This window comes from Lentzea sp. NPDC058436 (genome assembly GCF_042721515.1).
GTDB lineage: Bacteria > Actinomycetota > Actinomycetes > Mycobacteriales > Pseudonocardiaceae > Lentzea.
Window position 1 is genome coordinate 47435 of record NZ_JBHXLF010000017.1, and the last position, 14933, is coordinate 62367.

The 14933-nt window shown below is 68.4% G+C and carries 17 protein-coding genes and 3 tRNA genes; 5 read left to right on the forward strand and 15 right to left on the reverse strand.

Annotation, left to right across the window (positions count from 1 at the left end; genetic code table 11):
• Positions 1 to 218 precede the first annotated feature (218 nt).
• Positions 219 to 1472 (forward strand): FAD-dependent monooxygenase, encoded by a 1254-nt coding sequence (locus ACFWN2_RS36135; RefSeq protein WP_382435064.1) that lies wholly within the window; start codon positions 219 to 221, stop codon positions 1470 to 1472.
• Complete coding sequence (locus tag ACFWN2_RS36140; RefSeq protein WP_382435065.1) at positions 1465 to 2184, forward strand: TetR/AcrR family transcriptional regulator; 720 nt, start codon at positions 1465 to 1467, stop codon at positions 2182 to 2184. Before ACFWN2_RS36135 ends, ACFWN2_RS36140 begins: the two co-directional genes overlap by 8 nt.
• An 82-nt stretch (positions 2185 to 2266) precedes the next feature.
• Here ACFWN2_RS36140 and rplL read toward each other — a convergent pair whose 3' ends face one another.
• Positions 2267 to 2653 carry a 50S ribosomal protein L7/L12 gene (gene rplL / locus ACFWN2_RS36145; protein ID WP_382435066.1) on the reverse strand — a complete coding sequence of 129 codons (387 nt, stop codon included), beginning with the start codon at positions 2651 to 2653 and terminating at the stop codon, positions 2267 to 2269.
• Positions 2654 to 2709: 56 nt separating this feature from the next.
• Entirely contained in the window at positions 2710 to 3264 is a 555-nt protein-coding gene (gene rplJ, locus ACFWN2_RS36150; protein ID WP_382435067.1) for a 50S ribosomal protein L10, read from the reverse strand.
• Between the two features lie 245 nt (positions 3265 to 3509).
• Here rplJ and ACFWN2_RS36155 point away from each other — a divergent pair, with 245 nt between their 5' ends.
• Both ACFWN2_RS36155 and ACFWN2_RS36160 read left to right on the forward strand, forming a co-directional pair.
• The gene (locus ACFWN2_RS36155; protein WP_382435068.1) at positions 3510 to 4220 is read left to right on the forward strand and encodes a hypothetical protein; all 711 of its coding nucleotides are present in this window, start codon (positions 3510 to 3512) and stop codon (positions 4218 to 4220) included.
• 9 nt (positions 4221 to 4229) lie between these two features.
• The gene (locus tag ACFWN2_RS36160; RefSeq protein ID WP_382435069.1) at positions 4230 to 5000 is read left to right on the forward strand and encodes a methyltransferase domain-containing protein; all 771 of its coding nucleotides are present in this window, start codon (positions 4230 to 4232) and stop codon (positions 4998 to 5000) included.
• Here the strand turns inward: ACFWN2_RS36160 and ACFWN2_RS36165 are convergent.
• The gene (locus ACFWN2_RS36165; RefSeq protein ID WP_382435070.1) at positions 4980 to 5843 is read right to left on the reverse strand and encodes an NAD(P)-dependent oxidoreductase; all 864 of its coding nucleotides are present in this window, start codon (positions 5841 to 5843) and stop codon (positions 4980 to 4982) included. The genes ACFWN2_RS36160 and ACFWN2_RS36165 overlap by 21 nt on opposite strands.
• 84 nt (positions 5844 to 5927) lie before the next feature.
• On the opposite strand from ACFWN2_RS36165, the gene ACFWN2_RS36170 reads away from it, so the two are divergent.
• Positions 5928 to 6896: a GlxA family transcriptional regulator gene (locus tag ACFWN2_RS36170; protein WP_382435071.1), complete on the forward strand. Its 969-nt coding sequence runs from the start codon at positions 5928 to 5930 to the stop codon at positions 6894 to 6896.
• Positions 6897 to 6957: 61 nt separating this feature from the next.
• Here the strand turns inward: ACFWN2_RS36170 and rplA are convergent, their stop codons facing one another.
• The 12 genes from rplA to ACFWN2_RS36230 form a co-directional block, all read right to left on the reverse strand.
• Positions 6958 to 7668 (reverse strand): 50S ribosomal protein L1, encoded by a 711-nt coding sequence (rplA, locus tag ACFWN2_RS36175; protein WP_382435072.1) that lies wholly within the window; start codon positions 7666 to 7668, stop codon positions 6958 to 6960.
• Between the two features lie 80 nt (positions 7669 to 7748).
• Positions 7749 to 8183, reverse strand: coding sequence for a 50S ribosomal protein L11 (gene rplK / locus ACFWN2_RS36180; RefSeq protein WP_030478269.1), 435 nt, complete (start codon positions 8181 to 8183; stop codon positions 7749 to 7751).
• 87 nt (positions 8184 to 8270) lie between these two features.
• Positions 8271 to 9059, reverse strand: coding sequence for a transcription termination/antitermination protein NusG (gene nusG / locus ACFWN2_RS36185; protein WP_382435073.1), 789 nt, complete (start codon positions 9057 to 9059; stop codon positions 8271 to 8273).
• 40 nt (positions 9060 to 9099) lie between these two features.
• Positions 9100 to 9513, reverse strand: a complete 414-nt coding sequence (gene secE, locus ACFWN2_RS36190; protein WP_382435074.1) for a preprotein translocase subunit SecE — start codon at positions 9511 to 9513, stop codon at positions 9100 to 9102.
• 37 nt (positions 9514 to 9550) lie between these two features.
• Positions 9551 to 9623: transfer RNA gene (locus tag ACFWN2_RS36195), tRNA-Trp, on the reverse strand.
• Between the two features lie 237 nt (positions 9624 to 9860).
• The gene (locus ACFWN2_RS36200) at positions 9861 to 10271 is read right to left on the reverse strand and encodes a MaoC/PaaZ C-terminal domain-containing protein (RefSeq protein ID WP_382435075.1); all 411 of its coding nucleotides are present in this window, start codon (positions 10269 to 10271) and stop codon (positions 9861 to 9863) included.
• Positions 10268 to 10717, reverse strand: coding sequence for a MaoC family dehydratase N-terminal domain-containing protein (locus ACFWN2_RS36205; RefSeq protein WP_382435076.1), 450 nt, complete (start codon positions 10715 to 10717; stop codon positions 10268 to 10270). Before ACFWN2_RS36205 ends, ACFWN2_RS36200 begins: the two co-directional genes overlap by 4 nt.
• Positions 10718 to 10787: 70 nt before the next feature.
• Positions 10788 to 10952 carry a 50S ribosomal protein L33 gene (rpmG, locus tag ACFWN2_RS36210; RefSeq protein ID WP_015105301.1) on the reverse strand — a complete coding sequence of 55 codons (165 nt, stop codon included), beginning with the start codon at positions 10950 to 10952 and terminating at the stop codon, positions 10788 to 10790.
• A 171-nt stretch (positions 10953 to 11123) separates the two neighbouring features.
• Positions 11124 to 11196: transfer RNA gene (locus ACFWN2_RS36215), tRNA-Met, on the reverse strand.
• A gap of 45 nt (positions 11197 to 11241) precedes the next feature.
• Positions 11242 to 11314: transfer RNA gene (locus ACFWN2_RS36220), tRNA-Thr, on the reverse strand.
• A 72-nt stretch (positions 11315 to 11386) separates the two neighbouring features.
• Positions 11387 to 13993: a putative bifunctional diguanylate cyclase/phosphodiesterase gene (locus ACFWN2_RS36225; RefSeq protein WP_382435077.1), complete on the reverse strand. Its 2607-nt coding sequence runs from the start codon at positions 13991 to 13993 to the stop codon at positions 11387 to 11389.
• Positions 13994 to 14151: 158 nt separating this feature from the next.
• Entirely contained in the window at positions 14152 to 14904 is a 753-nt protein-coding gene (locus tag ACFWN2_RS36230) for a PhzF family phenazine biosynthesis protein (RefSeq protein WP_382435078.1), read from the reverse strand.
• Positions 14905 to 14933: the final 29 nt, after the last annotated feature.

Consider the following 14933-nt stretch of genomic DNA (forward strand, 5'->3'; position numbering starts at 1 on the left):
AGTTCGTTCGCGGGAGGTTACTCACCAGTTGGCCTAACGGCGGTTGCGTTCGGATAACAGCACGCTGCGTGACCTCGCAAAACGGTCACCACGGGCCGGACCACCGCCTGCCGACCGGGATTTTCGAGACTGACGTGACCCCGAACACAAAAGCCTGTTCGGAAGTGACCCGCACCACGGACTGACCGTTTGACCAATCTGGTCAGTACGTTTGAAGCATGAGCGAAGTGAAGCGAGTTCTGGTCGTCGGGATGGGCATCAGCGGCATCGCCACGGCGGCGCGCCTCCACAGGGCGGGGTGGACGCCGGTGATCGTCGAGCGGGCGGCGGGCAGGCGGGACGGCGGGTACTTCGTGGCGCTGTTCGGTGCCGGTCAGGCGGCGGCGCGACGACTGGGCGTCCTCGGGCACCTGCACGACCGCACCTCGGCGACGCCCGGTGTCACCATCGACCGTGCCGGACGCAAACGCGTCGGCATGAAGTACGCGGACCTGCCCAGCCAACCGTGGATGATGCTGCGCGGCGACGTCGAGCGGGCGGCGTTCGAGACGCTCCCGGACGACGTGGAGGTGCGGTACTCCACCGTGCCGACGGCCGTCGAGCAGGACTCCGGCGGGGTCGACGTGACCTTGCTGAACACCTCGGCGGGCACGTCGGTGACCGAGCGGTTCGACCTCGTCGTGGGTGCGGACGGGCTGCGCTCGACCGTGCGCTCGCTGGTGTTCGGCCCGCACGACCGCTACCTCAAACGGCTGGGCTTCATGATCGCCGCGTTCGGACTTCCCGGCACTCCCGCCGGACTGGAGCCGGGCGAGGCCGCCACGTTGCTCGAACCGGACCGTTCGATGTGGGTGTTCGCCTTCGCCGACCACGATCCGACGATCCTGCTCAGCTACCGGACCGACGACGTGGACGCGGAGTTCACCAGGTCGCCGGCGGAGAGCGTGCGCGCCGCGTTCGGCCCGCAGGACCCCGGCAGCACGCTCGGCTCGGCGCTGGACGCGTTGGAGAACACCGACGCGCTGCTGTTCGACTCGGTCGAGCAGGTGCGCCTCGACACCTGGCACAAGGGCAGGGTCGTGCTGGTCGGCGACTCGGCGTGGTGCGTGACGCTCTACGCCGGGATGGGCGTGTCGTCCGGGCTGGCCGGTGCCGACCTCCTGGGTGCCGCGCTCGAACGGCACCCGGACGACGTCGAGACGGCGCTGGACGAGTGGGAACGCGGGCTGCGCCCGTACGTCGAGCACTACCAGGACGGCGCTCCCGACGACCGCCGGATCTTCGTGCCGGACAACAGGGTCCAGATCCTGCTGCGGAGGGTCCTCCCCGTCCTCGGCAGGACCCGGCTCGGCAAGCGCCTGGCCGACCGGATCATGAGGTTCGACGAGATCGTCAAGTACAAGGGAGCGGATATCGTGGGCGAGATCCTGCGCGACCAGCCCACCCGCCCGAGGGAGACATCCGTTGTCTGACCAGCCCGGACACGGTTCGCCCAAGGCGGCACGCATCCTCGCCGCCGCGGGCGAACTGCTGCTCGGCCGCGGCAGCAAGGGCGTCACGATCGCCGAGGTGGCGCAGAGGTCCCACGTCGGCAAGGGCACCGTCTACCTGTACTGGAAGACCAAGGAAGACCTGCTGCTCGACCTCGTCTGCCGCGACTTCCTCGCCATGGCCGACGAGGTCGTCGCCGCGGTCACCGCCGACCCCGGACTGGCCAGGCCCAGTCGCCTGTGCCCGGCCATGCTGCGCAACATGGCCGCGCACCCGTACGTCGGGGCGTTGAAGAGCGACGACTCCAGCCTGCTCGGCGCGCTGGCCGACGACCCCCGTTCGGCCCGGTTGCTCGACATCCTCGGCCCCGACGCGGTGATGCGCGACATCGTGCCGATCTGGCGTGACAACGCACTGGCCAGGACCGACTGGACCGTCGAGGACCAGGCGTTCGCACTGCGCGCCCTCGTCACGGGGTTCCTGAAGTCGACCTCCGGCACCGGTGACTCGATCCCGGTCGCCGATCCGGAACGGGTGCTCGCCGCCGCCGTCACCGCGCTCCTCGGACCCGAGCACGCCACCGCCGAACAGGTGCGGGCCGCGGCCGACGCGGGCATCCGCGACCTCACCGCGAAACGCGCTGCCGCACTGGACCTGATCAGCCTGCCGCAAGCGGCACCGAGTCCGCACTGAGACGCAAAAACGGGCGCGCACCAAGAGGTGCACGCCCGTTCAGGCACTGCGAGACAGACGCAAGCCCCCGGAGGGGCTCAGATCACTTGAGGGTGATCTTGGCGCCGGCAGCCTCGAGCTTCTCCTTGGCAGCGTCGGCGACGTCCTTCGCCACGCCCTCGAGGATCGCCTTCGGAGCGGACTCGACGAGCTCCTTGGCCTCCTTCAGGCCCAGGCCCGAGACGACCTCGCGGACGACCTTGATGACCTGGATCTTCTTGTCGCCGGCCGACTCGAGGACGACGTTGAAGTCCGTCTGCTCCTCGACCTCGGCGGCTGCGCCACCGGCGGCGGGGGCGGCGGCAACGGCGACGGGCGCCGCGGCGGTGACCTCGAAGGTCTCCTCGAACTGCTTGACGAACTCGGACAGCTCCAGGAGGGTCATCTCCTTGAAAGCGTCGAGCAGCTCGTCGGTGCTGAGCTTCGCCATGATCGGCGGTCCTTTCTAATCTCCCGCGCGAAAGCGCCGGGCGTGTCTTCGGGTGATCAGCTTTCGGCGGGAGCGTCGGCCTCGGCGGCGGGAGCCGCAGCGGCCTTCTTCTCCTGCAGGGCAGCAGCCAGGCGAGCGACCTGGGAAGCCGGGGCGTTGAACAGACCCGCGGCCTTGGCCAGGTTGCCCTTCATCGCGCCCGCGAGCTTCGCGAGCAGCACCTCACGGCTGTCGAGGTCCGCGATGGCGGAGACCTCGTCGACCGAGAGCGGGCGGCCATCCATGTAGCCGCCCTTGATGACCAGGGCCTTGTTGTCCTTCGCGAAGTCGCGGATCGCCTTGGCGGCGTCGACGGGCTCGCCCTCGACGAACGCGATGGCGGTCGGACCGGAAAGAAGGGCCTCGAGGCCCTCCACACCGGCGTCCGCGGCAGCCAGCTTGACCAGCGTGTTCTTCGCAACGGTGTACTTGGTGCCCGCGCCGAGAGCGCGACGCAGCGTGGTGAGCTGCGCCATGGAGAGGCCACGGTACTCGGTGACAACAGCTGCCGAGCTGCTGCGGAACTGGTCCGCGAGCTCAGCGACCGCCGTAACCTTCGTGGGCTTCGCCATGATCGCCTCCTCTCTGGGCTGGGTTAGACCGCCGATCAGAGAAGGCTCCGAAACAACAAAAACGCCCTCGCGCACAAGCAGCACGGGGCGTCACAAGAAGCTGGGCCTCGTCCTCCCTGCGCGGGCCGCCCGTGTTGCAACGGGGCCTTCGTTCTCCTCGCGGAGAAAACCTGCGGTCTTCGGTAGAACCACGGAAGAGACTACGCGAGTCGTATCCGCAGCTCCAAATCGGCATGATGTGACCTGTGACCGACGAGCCCGGCAAGGACCTCGCGCCCCGCCAGCCGCAGCCACCGCAGCCGCCCGCGCCGCAGGTGGATCCTGAGCAGCTGCGGCAGTTCCAGGAGTTCCAACGCTTCCAGGAGTTCCAGCGCTACCAGGAGGCGACGGGCCAGGCACCCCAGGCCCCGAAGCAGCCCGGCGGCAGGCGCTGGTGGCTGGTCGTGCTCGGCAGCGGCCTCTTCTGGCGCGCGCTGTTCTTCCTCCTCGTCGTGTTCAGCGCGGTGTGGGCCTACAACCACTTCTTCGGCGTGGACGACCCCGGCGACGTCGCGCAGGACAGCGGCGGCGTCACCGGACCGGCCCAGGGCCTGTCCGCACCGGCCGGGCTGCAGGGCACGGTCGGCATGTTCTACAAGCACGTGTCGTTCGCCGACACGACCCGCGCCTGCACGCTCTTCCTGCGCGACGACACCCGCCAGAAGTTCGCGAACGCTTACGGCGCAAGCGATTGCGCGGGTGCGGTCACCACCCTGAAGGGCCAGGTGACGAGTGTCGACAGGTACCAGCAGGTCATGTTCCCTCCGGAGATGCTCAAGACCCCGACGACCACCAAGGTCACCATCGACTCGTGCGCTCTGACGGTCGAGGGCGGCCCGCGCCTCGGCTCGTTCGTCGTCGAGAAGGTCAAGAGCGGCTGGGTGATCACCGACTGGAACCCCAGCACCTGTGGTTGATTGGGGTGCATGCCAAATGCACTGGGGGTACCGAGCCCCGACAAGGTCGCGTACCTGGCGGACATCGCGGACCTGGGCCGGGACTACAAGCACCAACTGCTGGTCTCGCTCGACCTGAGGCACGGCGACACGGTTCTCGACGTGGGCTGCGGCCCCGGCACGGACTTACCCGTCATGGCCGACGCGGTCACGGCGTCGGGCCGCGTCATCGGTGTCGACGTGGACCCGACGATGGTGGCCGCGGCCAGGAGCTTCTCCCACTTCTACCCGCAGATCGACATCCGGCTCGGTGACGCGCACGCGCTGCCCGTCGACCCCGGGACAGCCGACCGGGCCCGCATGGACCGCGCGTTGCAGCACGTCGAGAACCCCGCCGGGGTCCTCGCCGAGCTCCACAAGGCGCTCAAGCCCGGCGGTCTGCTGCGCATCGCCGAACCCGACTGGGACGCACTGGTCGTCGACGGCGACCTGGAGATGAACAGGGCGTTCAACCGGTTCGTCTGCTCGACCATGGTCCGCAACGCCACGATCGGCCGCGAACTCCCCCGCCTCGCGGGAGAAGCGGGGTTCGAGGTCGAGAACGTCCGCGTGGCGGCGACGGTCCTGCGCGACTTCGCCAGGGCCGACCACGCCCTCGCCCTGACCCGCAACACCGAACGGGCGATCCGGGCGGGAGCGATCGAGCGCGCCGACGGTGAGCGCTGGCTCGCCGAACTGCGGGAGGGCGACTTCCTGGCGTCGGCGACGATCTTCCTGCTGTCAGCCCGCAAACCGTTGTGACGCAACGCTGAACGACTCGACGGCGCGGGCGAGACTCTCCTCCCCGCGCCCGTCGGCGACCTGCCGGTCCACCAACGCCTTGACGGCGTCGAGTCCAGCGAACGGCACGCCCTGCGCTCCCGCGGCGCGGATGAGCGTGGCCAGCCCCGACTGGTTCATCGCCAGGCTCGACTCGCCGCCGGAGTAGCTCCCGCCGTCGATCTCCTCGGCGAACGTCGTCAACGCAGGCTGGAGATCGGTCAGCCAGGACACCAGCATCGGCGTGAGCTCGGCCGCCTTGATCCCGTTGACACGCGCCAGCGCCGACGCGTGCAGGAAACCGCCGAGCAGCCCGTACATCCCGGACAGGATCGCCACGTCGTACGCGGACGCGCGACCGGCGTCGGAGCCCAGGAACGTGACCTTCCCCAGCAGTTCCAACGACTTCCGCTCGGCCACCGGGGCCGAGCCGCTGTAGATGATCGACGACGCGTCGGTGCCGATCGTCTGGGGCACCGCGTACACAGCGCCGTGCAGGTACTCGGCGCCGTTCGCGGCAGCCCACCCGGCCAGTTCGCGCGCCTCGTCGGGAGTGCCGGAGGTGAGGTTCACCAGCGCACGCCCGCGCACGTCCACGCCGTGCAGAACCTGTTGTGCCGCTTGGTGGTCCAGCACGGCGACGACCACGAGCCCGCTCGCCGCCACCGCCTCGGCCGGGGTGCCCGCGACGGTCGCCGCCAGCCCAGAAGCCTTTGCCGCGGAACGGTTCCAGACCGTGACGGGGTGACCTGCCCGCACGAACGCCTCCGCCAGCGCGCGTCCGAGGTTGCCCAGGCCCAGCACGGTGATCGCTTCAGATGTCATGCGTCCAGCTTCGCCACGGGTGATCATCGCGACCAGTGACCGGAATGACCCCTGTCACCAAATTCCTGCCATAGGCTGGATCCCATGAGCGCTGGATCGGTCGCCCTCATCGTGCCCGGCGACTTCGGCGTCGCGGACCTCTACGAGCTGGGCATCCCCGCCGCCGTCTTCGGCACGCCGCAGCCCGACCTCGCCGACCCCTGGTACGAGTTGTGGTTGTGCGGCACCGGAACCCGCACGCGCGACACCAACCCCGGCTTCACGCTGCACAGCACGCACGGACTGGAAGACGTCGTGCGCGCGGACACCGTCATCGTGTCGTGGGTGCCGGACGAGGTCATCGAGGACAACGCGCCCGTTCCACCCGAACTGGTCTCGGCACTGCGCCGGGCCCACGCCAACGGGGCGCGCATCGTGTCCGCGTGCGTCGGCGCCTACGCGTTGGCCGAAGCAGGCCTGTTGGACGGCAAGAGGGCCACGGCGCACTGGATGCACACCGCCCTGCTGGCCGAGCGCTACCCGAAGGTCCAGGTCGACGACTCGCAGCTCTACGTCGACGAGGGCGACGTGCTGACCAGCGCCGGCATGTCCGCCGGTCTCGACGTCTGCCTGCACCTGGTGCGCCGCGACCTGGGCGCCCACGTCGCCAACCAGCTCGCCCGCCGGATGGTGGTGCCGGGACACCGGCCGGGCCACCTCGGCCAGTACGTCGACCTGTCCGTGCCCGCGAGCGACGACCAGGGCCTGGCGCCGGTGCTCGACTGGGCGCGCGCCCGCCTGGACGAGCCGCTGACGATCGAGGACCTGGCGCGCAGGGCCTCGATGAGCCCGCGGACGTTCTACCGCAGGCTGCACGCCACCACCGGCACGACGCCGTTGCAGTGGCTGCTCAACGAACGCATCACCAGAGCGCAGGTGCTGCTGGAGTCCACCGACCTGCCGATGGAGAAGATCGCGGCGCTCAGCGGCATCGGCACGGCCAACAACCTCCGCCACCACTTCCTCAAGCAGGTGGGGAGCTCTCCCGGCGACTACCGCCGGAACCGTCGTTGAACAGCAGAAAGGCCCCCGGCGGACCGGGGGCCTTTCTGAGATCTAGCTAGAACCGGGAGGCTCAGGCCTCGTCCACCAGCATGTTGCGGGTGCGGTTCGGGTCGACCGGGATGCCAGGGCCCATCGTCGTGGAGACGGTGACCTTCTTGACGTACCGGCCCTTGGCCGCGGACGGCTTGGCGCGGAGGATCTCGTCCAGCGCGGCCGCGTAGTTCTCGACCAGCTTCTCGTGGTCGAACGACACCTTGCCGATGACGAAGTGCAGGTTGGCCTGCTTGTCAACGCGGAAGTTGATCTTTCCGCCCTTGATGTCGTTGACCGCCTTCGAGACCTCGGGGGTCACGGTGCCGGTCTTCGGGTTCGGCATCAGGCCACGCGGGCCCAGGATGCGGGCGATGCGGCCGACCTTCGCCATCTGGTCGGGGGTCGCGATCGCGGCGTCGAAGTCGAGCCAGCCACCCTGGATGCGCTCGATCAGGTCCTCGGAGCCAACGGCGTCCGCACCGGCGGCCTCGGCCTCAGCGGCCTTGTCACCGGTTGCGAAGACGATCACGCGGGCGGTCTTGCCCGTACCGTGCGGCAGATTCACGGTGCCGCGGACCATCTGGTCGGCCTTGCGAGGGTCGACGCCGAGGCGAATCGCGACCTCGACGGTGGCGTCGAGCTTCACCTTGGACGTTTCCTTGGCGAGCTTGGCGGCCTCCAGCGGCGAGTACAGCCGCTCCCGGTCCACCAGCTCTGCGGAGGCCTTGTAGGCCTTGCTGCGCTTCATTACGACTGTCCTTAATTCAGAGATCAGTTCGTGGTTCGTGAGCCGCGCTCGGCTCTCCCACGCTTTCTAAGGGGGTGCGATCAGCCTTCGACCGTGATGCCCATGGAACGGGCGGTGCCGGCGATGATCTTCGCGGCCTGGTCGATGTCGTTCGCGTTCAGGTCGACCATCTTGACCTGGGCGATGCTGCGGACCTGCTCCATGGTCACCTTGGCGACCTTGACGCGGTGCGGCTCGCCGCTGCCCTTGTCCACACCAGCGGCGGCGAGGATGAGTCGCGCGGCCGGCGGGGTCTTGAGCTTGAAGTCGAACGAACGGTCTTCGTACACGGAGATCTCAACCGGCACGACCTGACCGCGCTGCGACTCGGTCGCGGCGTTGTAGGCCTTGCAGAACTCCATGATGTTGACGCCGTGCTGACCCAGCGCGGGACCAACGGGCGGCGCCGGGTTGGCGGCACCAGCCTTGATCTGCAGCTTGATGATCGCTGACAGCTTCTTCTTCTTGGGAGGCATTGTCCGTACTTCCTGTTATTGCAGTGTCCGCGCGCGGCTCTGCCAGCCGCAGCGTGGCCGATCGGTCTTCCGGTGAGGGAAAACCGCTCAGATCTTGGAGACCTGGCTGAACGACAGCTCGACCGGCGTCTCCCGGCCGAAGATCGACACCAGGACCTTCAGCTTCTGGCCGTCCGCGTTGACCTCGCTGATCGTGGCGGGCAACGTCGCGAACGGGCCGTCCATGACGGTGACCGACTCGCCGACCTCGAAGTCGACCTCGATCGTCGGCTTCGACACGGTGGTGGAAGCGGCCTTCTTGCCCTCGGCCGGCTTCTGCTCCTGCTGCGGGAGCAGGAACTTCAGCACCTCGTCGATCGTGAGGGGCGAGGGCTTCGAGGTGGCTCCGACGAACCCGGTCACGCCCGGCGTGTTGCGGACGGCGCTCCAGGACGCGTCGGTGAGCTCCATGCGGACCAGGATGTAGCCGGGCAGCACCTTGCGCTGCACCAGCTTGCGCTGGCCGTTCTTGATCTCGGTGACCTCTTCGGTCGGCACCTCGACCTGGAAGATGTAGTCCTCCATGTCGAGCGTGTGGATACGAGTCTCGAGGTTCGCCTTGACCTTGTTCTCGTAACCGGCGTACGAGTGCACGACGTACCAGTCGCCGGGCGCGTGGCGCAGGGCCTGTCGCAGCTCTTCGGCGGGGTCGGCGATCTCTTCGTCGATCGGGGTCTCGTCGATCGCGAGAACGTCCACGTCGGCGTCGGCCTCGTCAGCCTCGTCGGCGTCCACAGCCTCCGACTCGACCGTCTCGTCGGCCGCGGTGTCCTCGGACACCTCGTCGTCGATGAGGTCGGTCTTCTCCTGGGCGTCAACGCCGTTGTCGGAGCTCACTGTGGATCTCGCTTCCTTATTGCAGCGGCAGCTGTCCGGCTCAGCCGAACAACTCGAAAACAGCCGCGCCGAAGCCGAGGTCGAGAGCCCACACCAGCGCAACCATGAAGACCACGAACACCATGACCACGCCGGTGTACGTGATGAGCTGCTTGCGCGTCGGCCAGATCACCTTGCGGAGTTCGCTGACGACCTCGCGGATGTAGCGGAAGCCACGCCCGATCAGCGAAGGGCGCTTCTCCTGCCCCTCACGAGTCTTGGTCGGGCGACCCTTCTTCACGTCCTCGTCCGACTCGTCGGACTTGGCGACGCTCTTCTTCGACTCAGCGCTGCTGCCGTCCTTGCGGGCGGCCGGGCGAGAGGAGGCACGACGTTCACGCCGCGCCGCAGCGTTGGACGGCCGGACAGCGCCTTCGCGCTCCTCCGGCTGGTCCTGCTCGCGGCCCTCGCTCATGCCGTGCCTCCACTCCACCCATGACGCGCTTCGACAGCAGGGGCGACAGGACTTGAACCTGCAACCTGCGGTTTTGGAGACCGCTGCTCTGCCAGTTGAGCTACACCCCTTTGAGATCCCGGATGGGGACCCCCTGGCCAAGCAGGAAGTGTACGGGAGCCTGTCCCGTCCATTCCAACCAGACCGCTCAAGCACTTGCCGAGCGGCCTGTCGCACAGCCTACCCATAGGCAGGCCGAGAACACGAATCAGGGTCCTTCTACCGAACCGCGAACCGGACCCGAATCTCGCGTGAGCACCGCAAACACCACCGGACCGTGTCGTCCGGTGGTGTTCTTGATCACAAGATCAGCCGACGCGCACGCGGGCGAAAGCGCCTGTCAACACCGACTTGCCGTCAAAAGCCGCGTTGATGTTGACCTTCACAGTTCCGTCCTCGAAGTCCTTGGTGACCTTCGCGGACACCTCGACGAGCGCGCCCTCGTCGTCGTCGGGCACCACGACGGGCCGCCCGAACCGGCAGCCGTACTCGACGATCGCACCGGGATCCCCGATCCACTCCGCGACGATCCGCGAGGCCACGGCCATGGTCAGCATGCCGTGCGCGATCACGTCCGGCAGGCCGACGTCCTTGGCCGTCCTCTCGTTCCAGTGGATGGGGTTGAAGTCCAGCGAGGCGCCCGCGTAGCGCACCAGGTCGGCGCGCTTGAGGCGCACGGACAGCGCCGGCAGTTCGGTACCCACGGCCGTGTTCGTCACGCGTCTTCTCCCCTCACGACGAGCATCGACTTGGCGGTGGTGACGAGCTCGCCGTCCACCGTGCTGATCTCGGTCCGCACGGTCACCATGTCGTTGCCCATGCGGGACGTGATGGCGTCGATGTGCGCCACGCAGACGAGCTGGTCGCCCGCGGTCACGGGGCGGTGGTGCGTGAAGTTCTGGTCGCCGTGCACGACGCGGCTGTAGTCGAACTTCAGCTCGGGGTCGAACATGACCGTCTCGTTCGTCTTCATCGACACGACGATCGCGAACGTCGGGGGCGCGATGACGTCCCTGTGCCCCAACGCCTTCGCGGCCTCGGCGTCGAAGTAGGCCGGGCTGGTGGCGCCGATCGCCTCGGCGAACTCGCGGATCTTCTCGCGGCTCACGTCGTACGGCTGCGACGGCGGATAACTGCGTCCGATGAAGGCGGGGTCAAGAGGCACTTGAAGAGCCTATATGCGACGAGGCCCGCCCCACGTGTGGGACGGGCCTCGGTCGAAAGCCGCTACGCGCTCAGCGGGTTTCCTTGTGCGCGCGGTGCGTCTTGCAGTTCGGGCAGAACTTCTTGATCTCCAGGCGGTCCGGGTCGTTGCGCCGGTTCTTCCTGGTGATGTAGTTCCGGTGCTTGCACTCCTCGCACGCGAGGGTGATCTTCGGGCGTACGTCGGTTGCAGCCACGGTCCTTGCCTTCCTGAGAGCACACGAGACCCCGAGAAACCCAGTCCGGGCTTACCGTCTGGCGGGGTGGGCAACGAGGGTTGCTGCCCGGGGGTGTGGGGGCTTGGCCCCCAAAATCATGCGGAGCGAGGAAGGTCGGCGCTTTCCGCCGACACACCCCACCCACTCGCGTAGCGGTGGCCGGACTTGAACCGGCGACACAGCGATTATGAGCCGCTTGCTCTACCAACTGAGCTACACCGCTTTACACAACTCAAGCCGCAGCGCTCAGCACTGCGGCCAGTTGTAGAGCCCCTTTACGGAATCGAACCGTAGACCTTCTCCTTACCATGGAGACGCTCTGCCGACTGAGCTAAAGGGGCCAGCTCTTCGTTCCTGCTGACACGTAGAACTCTACAACACGCCTCAACCAAGAACGAAATCCGGGGGTCCCCTCAGTGCACGAGCGTGAGCACCGTCTCATCGCGAGCACCCCTGACCTGCACGGTTCGCGCCCGCAGCCACGCCTCGAAGCGATCTTCGGACAGCGGCCGGGAGATCAAGTATCCCTGCGCGACATCGCAGCCCATGCCGACCAACTGGTCGCGCGCGGCGTCGTCCTCCACGCCCTCGGCCACGACCACGAGACCGAGCGAGTGCCCGAGCTCCACGATCGACCGGACCACGGCCATGTCGCCGAGATCCGTGCCCATCCCGAGCACGAACGACTTGTCGATCTTCACCTCGTCGACCGGCAGCTGGCGCAGGTACGCCAGCGACGAGTACCCGGTGCCGAAGTCGTCGACCGCCAGCACGACACCGATCGCGTGCAGGCGCCGCAGCACCGGCAGAGCGCGTTCGGGGTCGGCCATGACGCCCGACTCGGTGAGCTCGAAGGTGAGCAGACCCGAGGGCACGTCGTGGCGTTCCAGCGCGGCTTCCACGCGGTTCGGGAAGTCCTCGTCGCCGAGCGTCCGCACCGACAGGTTGACCGCGATGGACATCCGCAGGCCGCGGTCGAGCCAGCGGCGCACGCGTTCGAGAGCGCGGTCCATCACGAAGTCCGTGAGCACGTCCACGAGCCCGGTGGCCTCGACGGCCGGCACGAACTCGTCCGGGTCGACGCGGCCGAACTCCGGATGCGTCCAGCGCACCAACGCCTCCGCGCCCACGACCTGACGTGACGGCAGGGCGACCTTCGGCTGGTAGTGCACCGAGATCTGGCCCGTCTCGACGGCCTGGCGGAACTGCGTCACGAGCTGGAAGCGGCGCAGGAACAGGTGGCCCATCGACGGCGCGTAGGCCTTCACCGGTGTGCCCTCGGACGTCGCGCGCACGGCGACGTCCGCCCGCTGCAGCAACACGTCCGGGTCCGGGTCCTCGGTCTCGGAGTCCGCTTTGGACGCGTAACCCACGACCGCGGAGGCCTCGACGGTCAGGCGGTCGACCGGGTACGGCACGGAAAGCCCGGCGCGCAGGCGTTCCGCGGTCTCGTGGGCGGTCGCAGCGCGTTCGTCGTCGAGGTACGCGGCGAACGCGCCACCCTCAAGTCGTGCGAGCGGAACGTCGGGACCAAGCGCGTCGCGCAGGCGGCGTCCGGCGGCGACGACCATGCGGTTGCCCCAGGCCTGGCCCAGCGCGTCGGAGACCGTCGACAGGATGTCGAGGTCGATGCGCAGCACCACGCCCCTCGTGGACTCGCGGAGCTGGTCGGCGCACGTCTCGCGGAGGCCCGCGCGGTTCAGCAGCCCGGTCAGCGGGTCGTGGTAGGCGTCGTGCCGCAGCCGCGCCAGCAGGCGGCGGTTGTCGACGGCCGTCGCGAGGTGCGAGGCCAGCGTGCGCAGCAGCTGGATGTCCGCCTTGCCGAAACCGCGCCAGCGCGACAGCCGGTCGTGGGCCTCGACGGCGCCGAGCAGCTGGGTCGCGCCGCGCAACGGGACGACGAGCGCCTCCTGGGCGTCGCGGCGCAGCAGGGCCTCGGTGACGTCCTCGGTCGCGTCGGCCACGCGGTAGTAGCGGACGTGCGTGCCGGGCAGCTGGAGAACGGGGTCTTCGCGCACGGCCCGCGGGTCCGTCGCGGTCATCTCCTCGGGCAGCGGTTCGCCGGCGACGAGGGTGATCATGGCTTCCTGCGGGTCGGTGCGCAGGCGCAGCACGACCCTGTTCGCGTTGAGCTGCTCGCGGATGCGTTCCGCGATGAGCTGCCACTCGTCCTCTTCGACGCCCGTGGTGAGGTCGTCGTCGGGCTGACGCGGGCCGGTGCCGTGCTGTCCCGACCTCGCGACGCGCAGGCTGACCTCGCTCAACGCCTCCAGGTCGCGCTGTTCGCGCAGCAGTCCGGAGTAGGCGAGGTAGGTGGCGACGATGCCCGCGAGCACCAGGATGATCAGGACGCCGCCCCACTCGGTGGTGGCGACGATCTGGTAGGCGACGAGGCCGATCGACGTGTTCAGCAGCGCCACGACGAGCGTCTGCAGCACGAGACGAAGGCTGTTGCCGACGCGCATCGACTTGCCCATGAGGCGCAGCGCGCACAGGCCCAGCACGCTCGCGAGCATGGGGACGGTGATCGTGCCGACGAACGCGCCCGCCCAGAACGGACCGCCCGCGCCGATCATGCGGTTCACGGCCTCCGCGGCGGCGAACGCCACGGAGATCTCCATGAACATGAGGCCCGCGTTGTAGACGGCGCGGTCGAGGATCCGCCTGCCGAGCAACGTGCCCACGCCGGCGACCACGTGCGCGGCGAGCACGATCTCGAACGGGGCCACGAGCAGGCCCAGCACCAGCGGGATCTCGGTGAAGGAGATCGTCCACGCGACGCCGCTGCGGACGTCGACGTTGATCGCGAGCTGTTCCGCCAGCAGGAAGCCGACGACGAGAAGGGGGCCGATCCAGAAGAGGGAGGTCGTCTCCCTCTCCGGAAGCCATGCCGCGACCATGCCCGCGCAGACGACGCCTGCCACCAGGAGGGTGACGGCGAACGCGCTGAACGCGCGGTTGGTCGACTTGGCCGACCAGGCGGCCGAGTCCGACACGGGGGCCGACGCTCGGTCGGACATCCAGCCTCCTCGTCGGCCTGGGTGAGGGAACCTCTAGGCGTGACTGAGGGGTCCCGCACTTGGCGATCAGGACCCCTCCAGGGGCACCAATGTACCCCGCTCGGGGGACGAAATGGCAGGTCGAGCACGTTTGGTGACGTCGATTCACCCAGACGTGGTTAGACGTTGAGCCGTCCCCGGAGCACCGTCACGGCCCGCCCGGAGAGCAGCACGCGATCTTGGGCGAGGGTGGCCCTGACGAACCCGCCGCGCGGCGACGCCTGCTCCGCGAGCAGGTCAGCGCGCTGGAGCCGAGGCACCCAATAGGACGCAAGGGTGCAGTGGGCCGATCCGGTGACGGGGTCCTCCGGGATGCCGACCGCCGGGTAGAAGCACCGGCTGACGATGTCCGCATCACCGTCGCCGACGGCCGTCACGATTACTCCGCGTGACGGAAATTGTGTCAGTCCTTGGACATCAGGGCGCACGGAACGGACCTCCGCGGCACTCCCCAACTCGATCAGGAAGTCGAAGCGCCCACGCGACACGGACTTGATCGTCGCATGTGGCAGCGCTTCCGCTAGACCGATTGGCGGGTCAATCAACTCTGGAGGGTCCGCTGGGAAGTCCATCCGAACCCATCCATCGTCATTTGCGCATGTGAGCACGCCACTACGCGTGGTGAACGCCTGCTCGCCGCCCAGCACGTGGGCGGTGGCGAGCGTGGCGTGCCCGCAGAGGTCCACCTCGACCTCCGGCGTGAACCAGCGGAGGTGGTTGTCAGGGGTGACGAAGGCCGTCTCGGCGTGCTTCATCTCGGCCGCGACGGCCTGCATCCAGGCGTCTTCACGCGGTTCGGTGAGCAGCACGACCCCGGCGGGGTTGCCCGCGAAGGGCCGGTCGGTGAACGAATCCACGACGTAGATCTCCACAACGCCGACCCTGCCATGGTCGGATGGGG

What these genes read in the sequence shown, in the direction of transcription:
- ACFWN2_RS36160 (WP_382435069.1), top strand. Translation starts at nt 4,230, where the DNA reads ATGCCAAATGCACTGGGGGTACCGAGCCCCGACAAGGTCGCGTACCTG.
- ACFWN2_RS36170 (WP_382435071.1), top strand. Translation starts at nt 5,928, where the DNA reads ATGAGCGCTGGATCGGTCGCCCTCATCGTGCCCGGCGACTTCGGCGTC.
- rplJ (WP_382435067.1), bottom strand. Translation starts at nt 3,264, where the DNA reads ATGGCGAAGCCCACGAAGGTTACGGCGGTCGCTGAGCTCGCGGACCAG.
- ACFWN2_RS36225 (WP_382435077.1), bottom strand. Translation starts at nt 13,993, where the DNA reads ATGTCCGACCGAGCGTCGGCCCCCGTGTCGGACTCGGCCGCCTGGTCG.
- ACFWN2_RS36165 (WP_382435070.1), bottom strand. Translation starts at nt 5,843, where the DNA reads ATGACATCTGAAGCGATCACCGTGCTGGGCCTGGGCAACCTCGGACGC.
- secE (WP_382435074.1), bottom strand. Translation starts at nt 9,513, where the DNA reads ATGAGCGAGGGCCGCGAGCAGGACCAGCCGGAGGAGCGCGAAGGCGCT.
- rplL (WP_382435066.1), bottom strand. Translation starts at nt 2,653, where the DNA reads ATGGCGAAGCTCAGCACCGACGAGCTGCTCGACGCTTTCAAGGAGATG.
- rplK (WP_030478269.1), bottom strand. Translation starts at nt 8,183, where the DNA reads ATGCCTCCCAAGAAGAAGAAGCTGTCAGCGATCATCAAGCTGCAGATC.
- ACFWN2_RS36135 (WP_382435064.1), top strand. Translation starts at nt 219, where the DNA reads ATGAGCGAAGTGAAGCGAGTTCTGGTCGTCGGGATGGGCATCAGCGGC.
- rplA (WP_382435072.1), bottom strand. Translation starts at nt 7,668, where the DNA reads ATGAAGCGCAGCAAGGCCTACAAGGCCTCCGCAGAGCTGGTGGACCGG.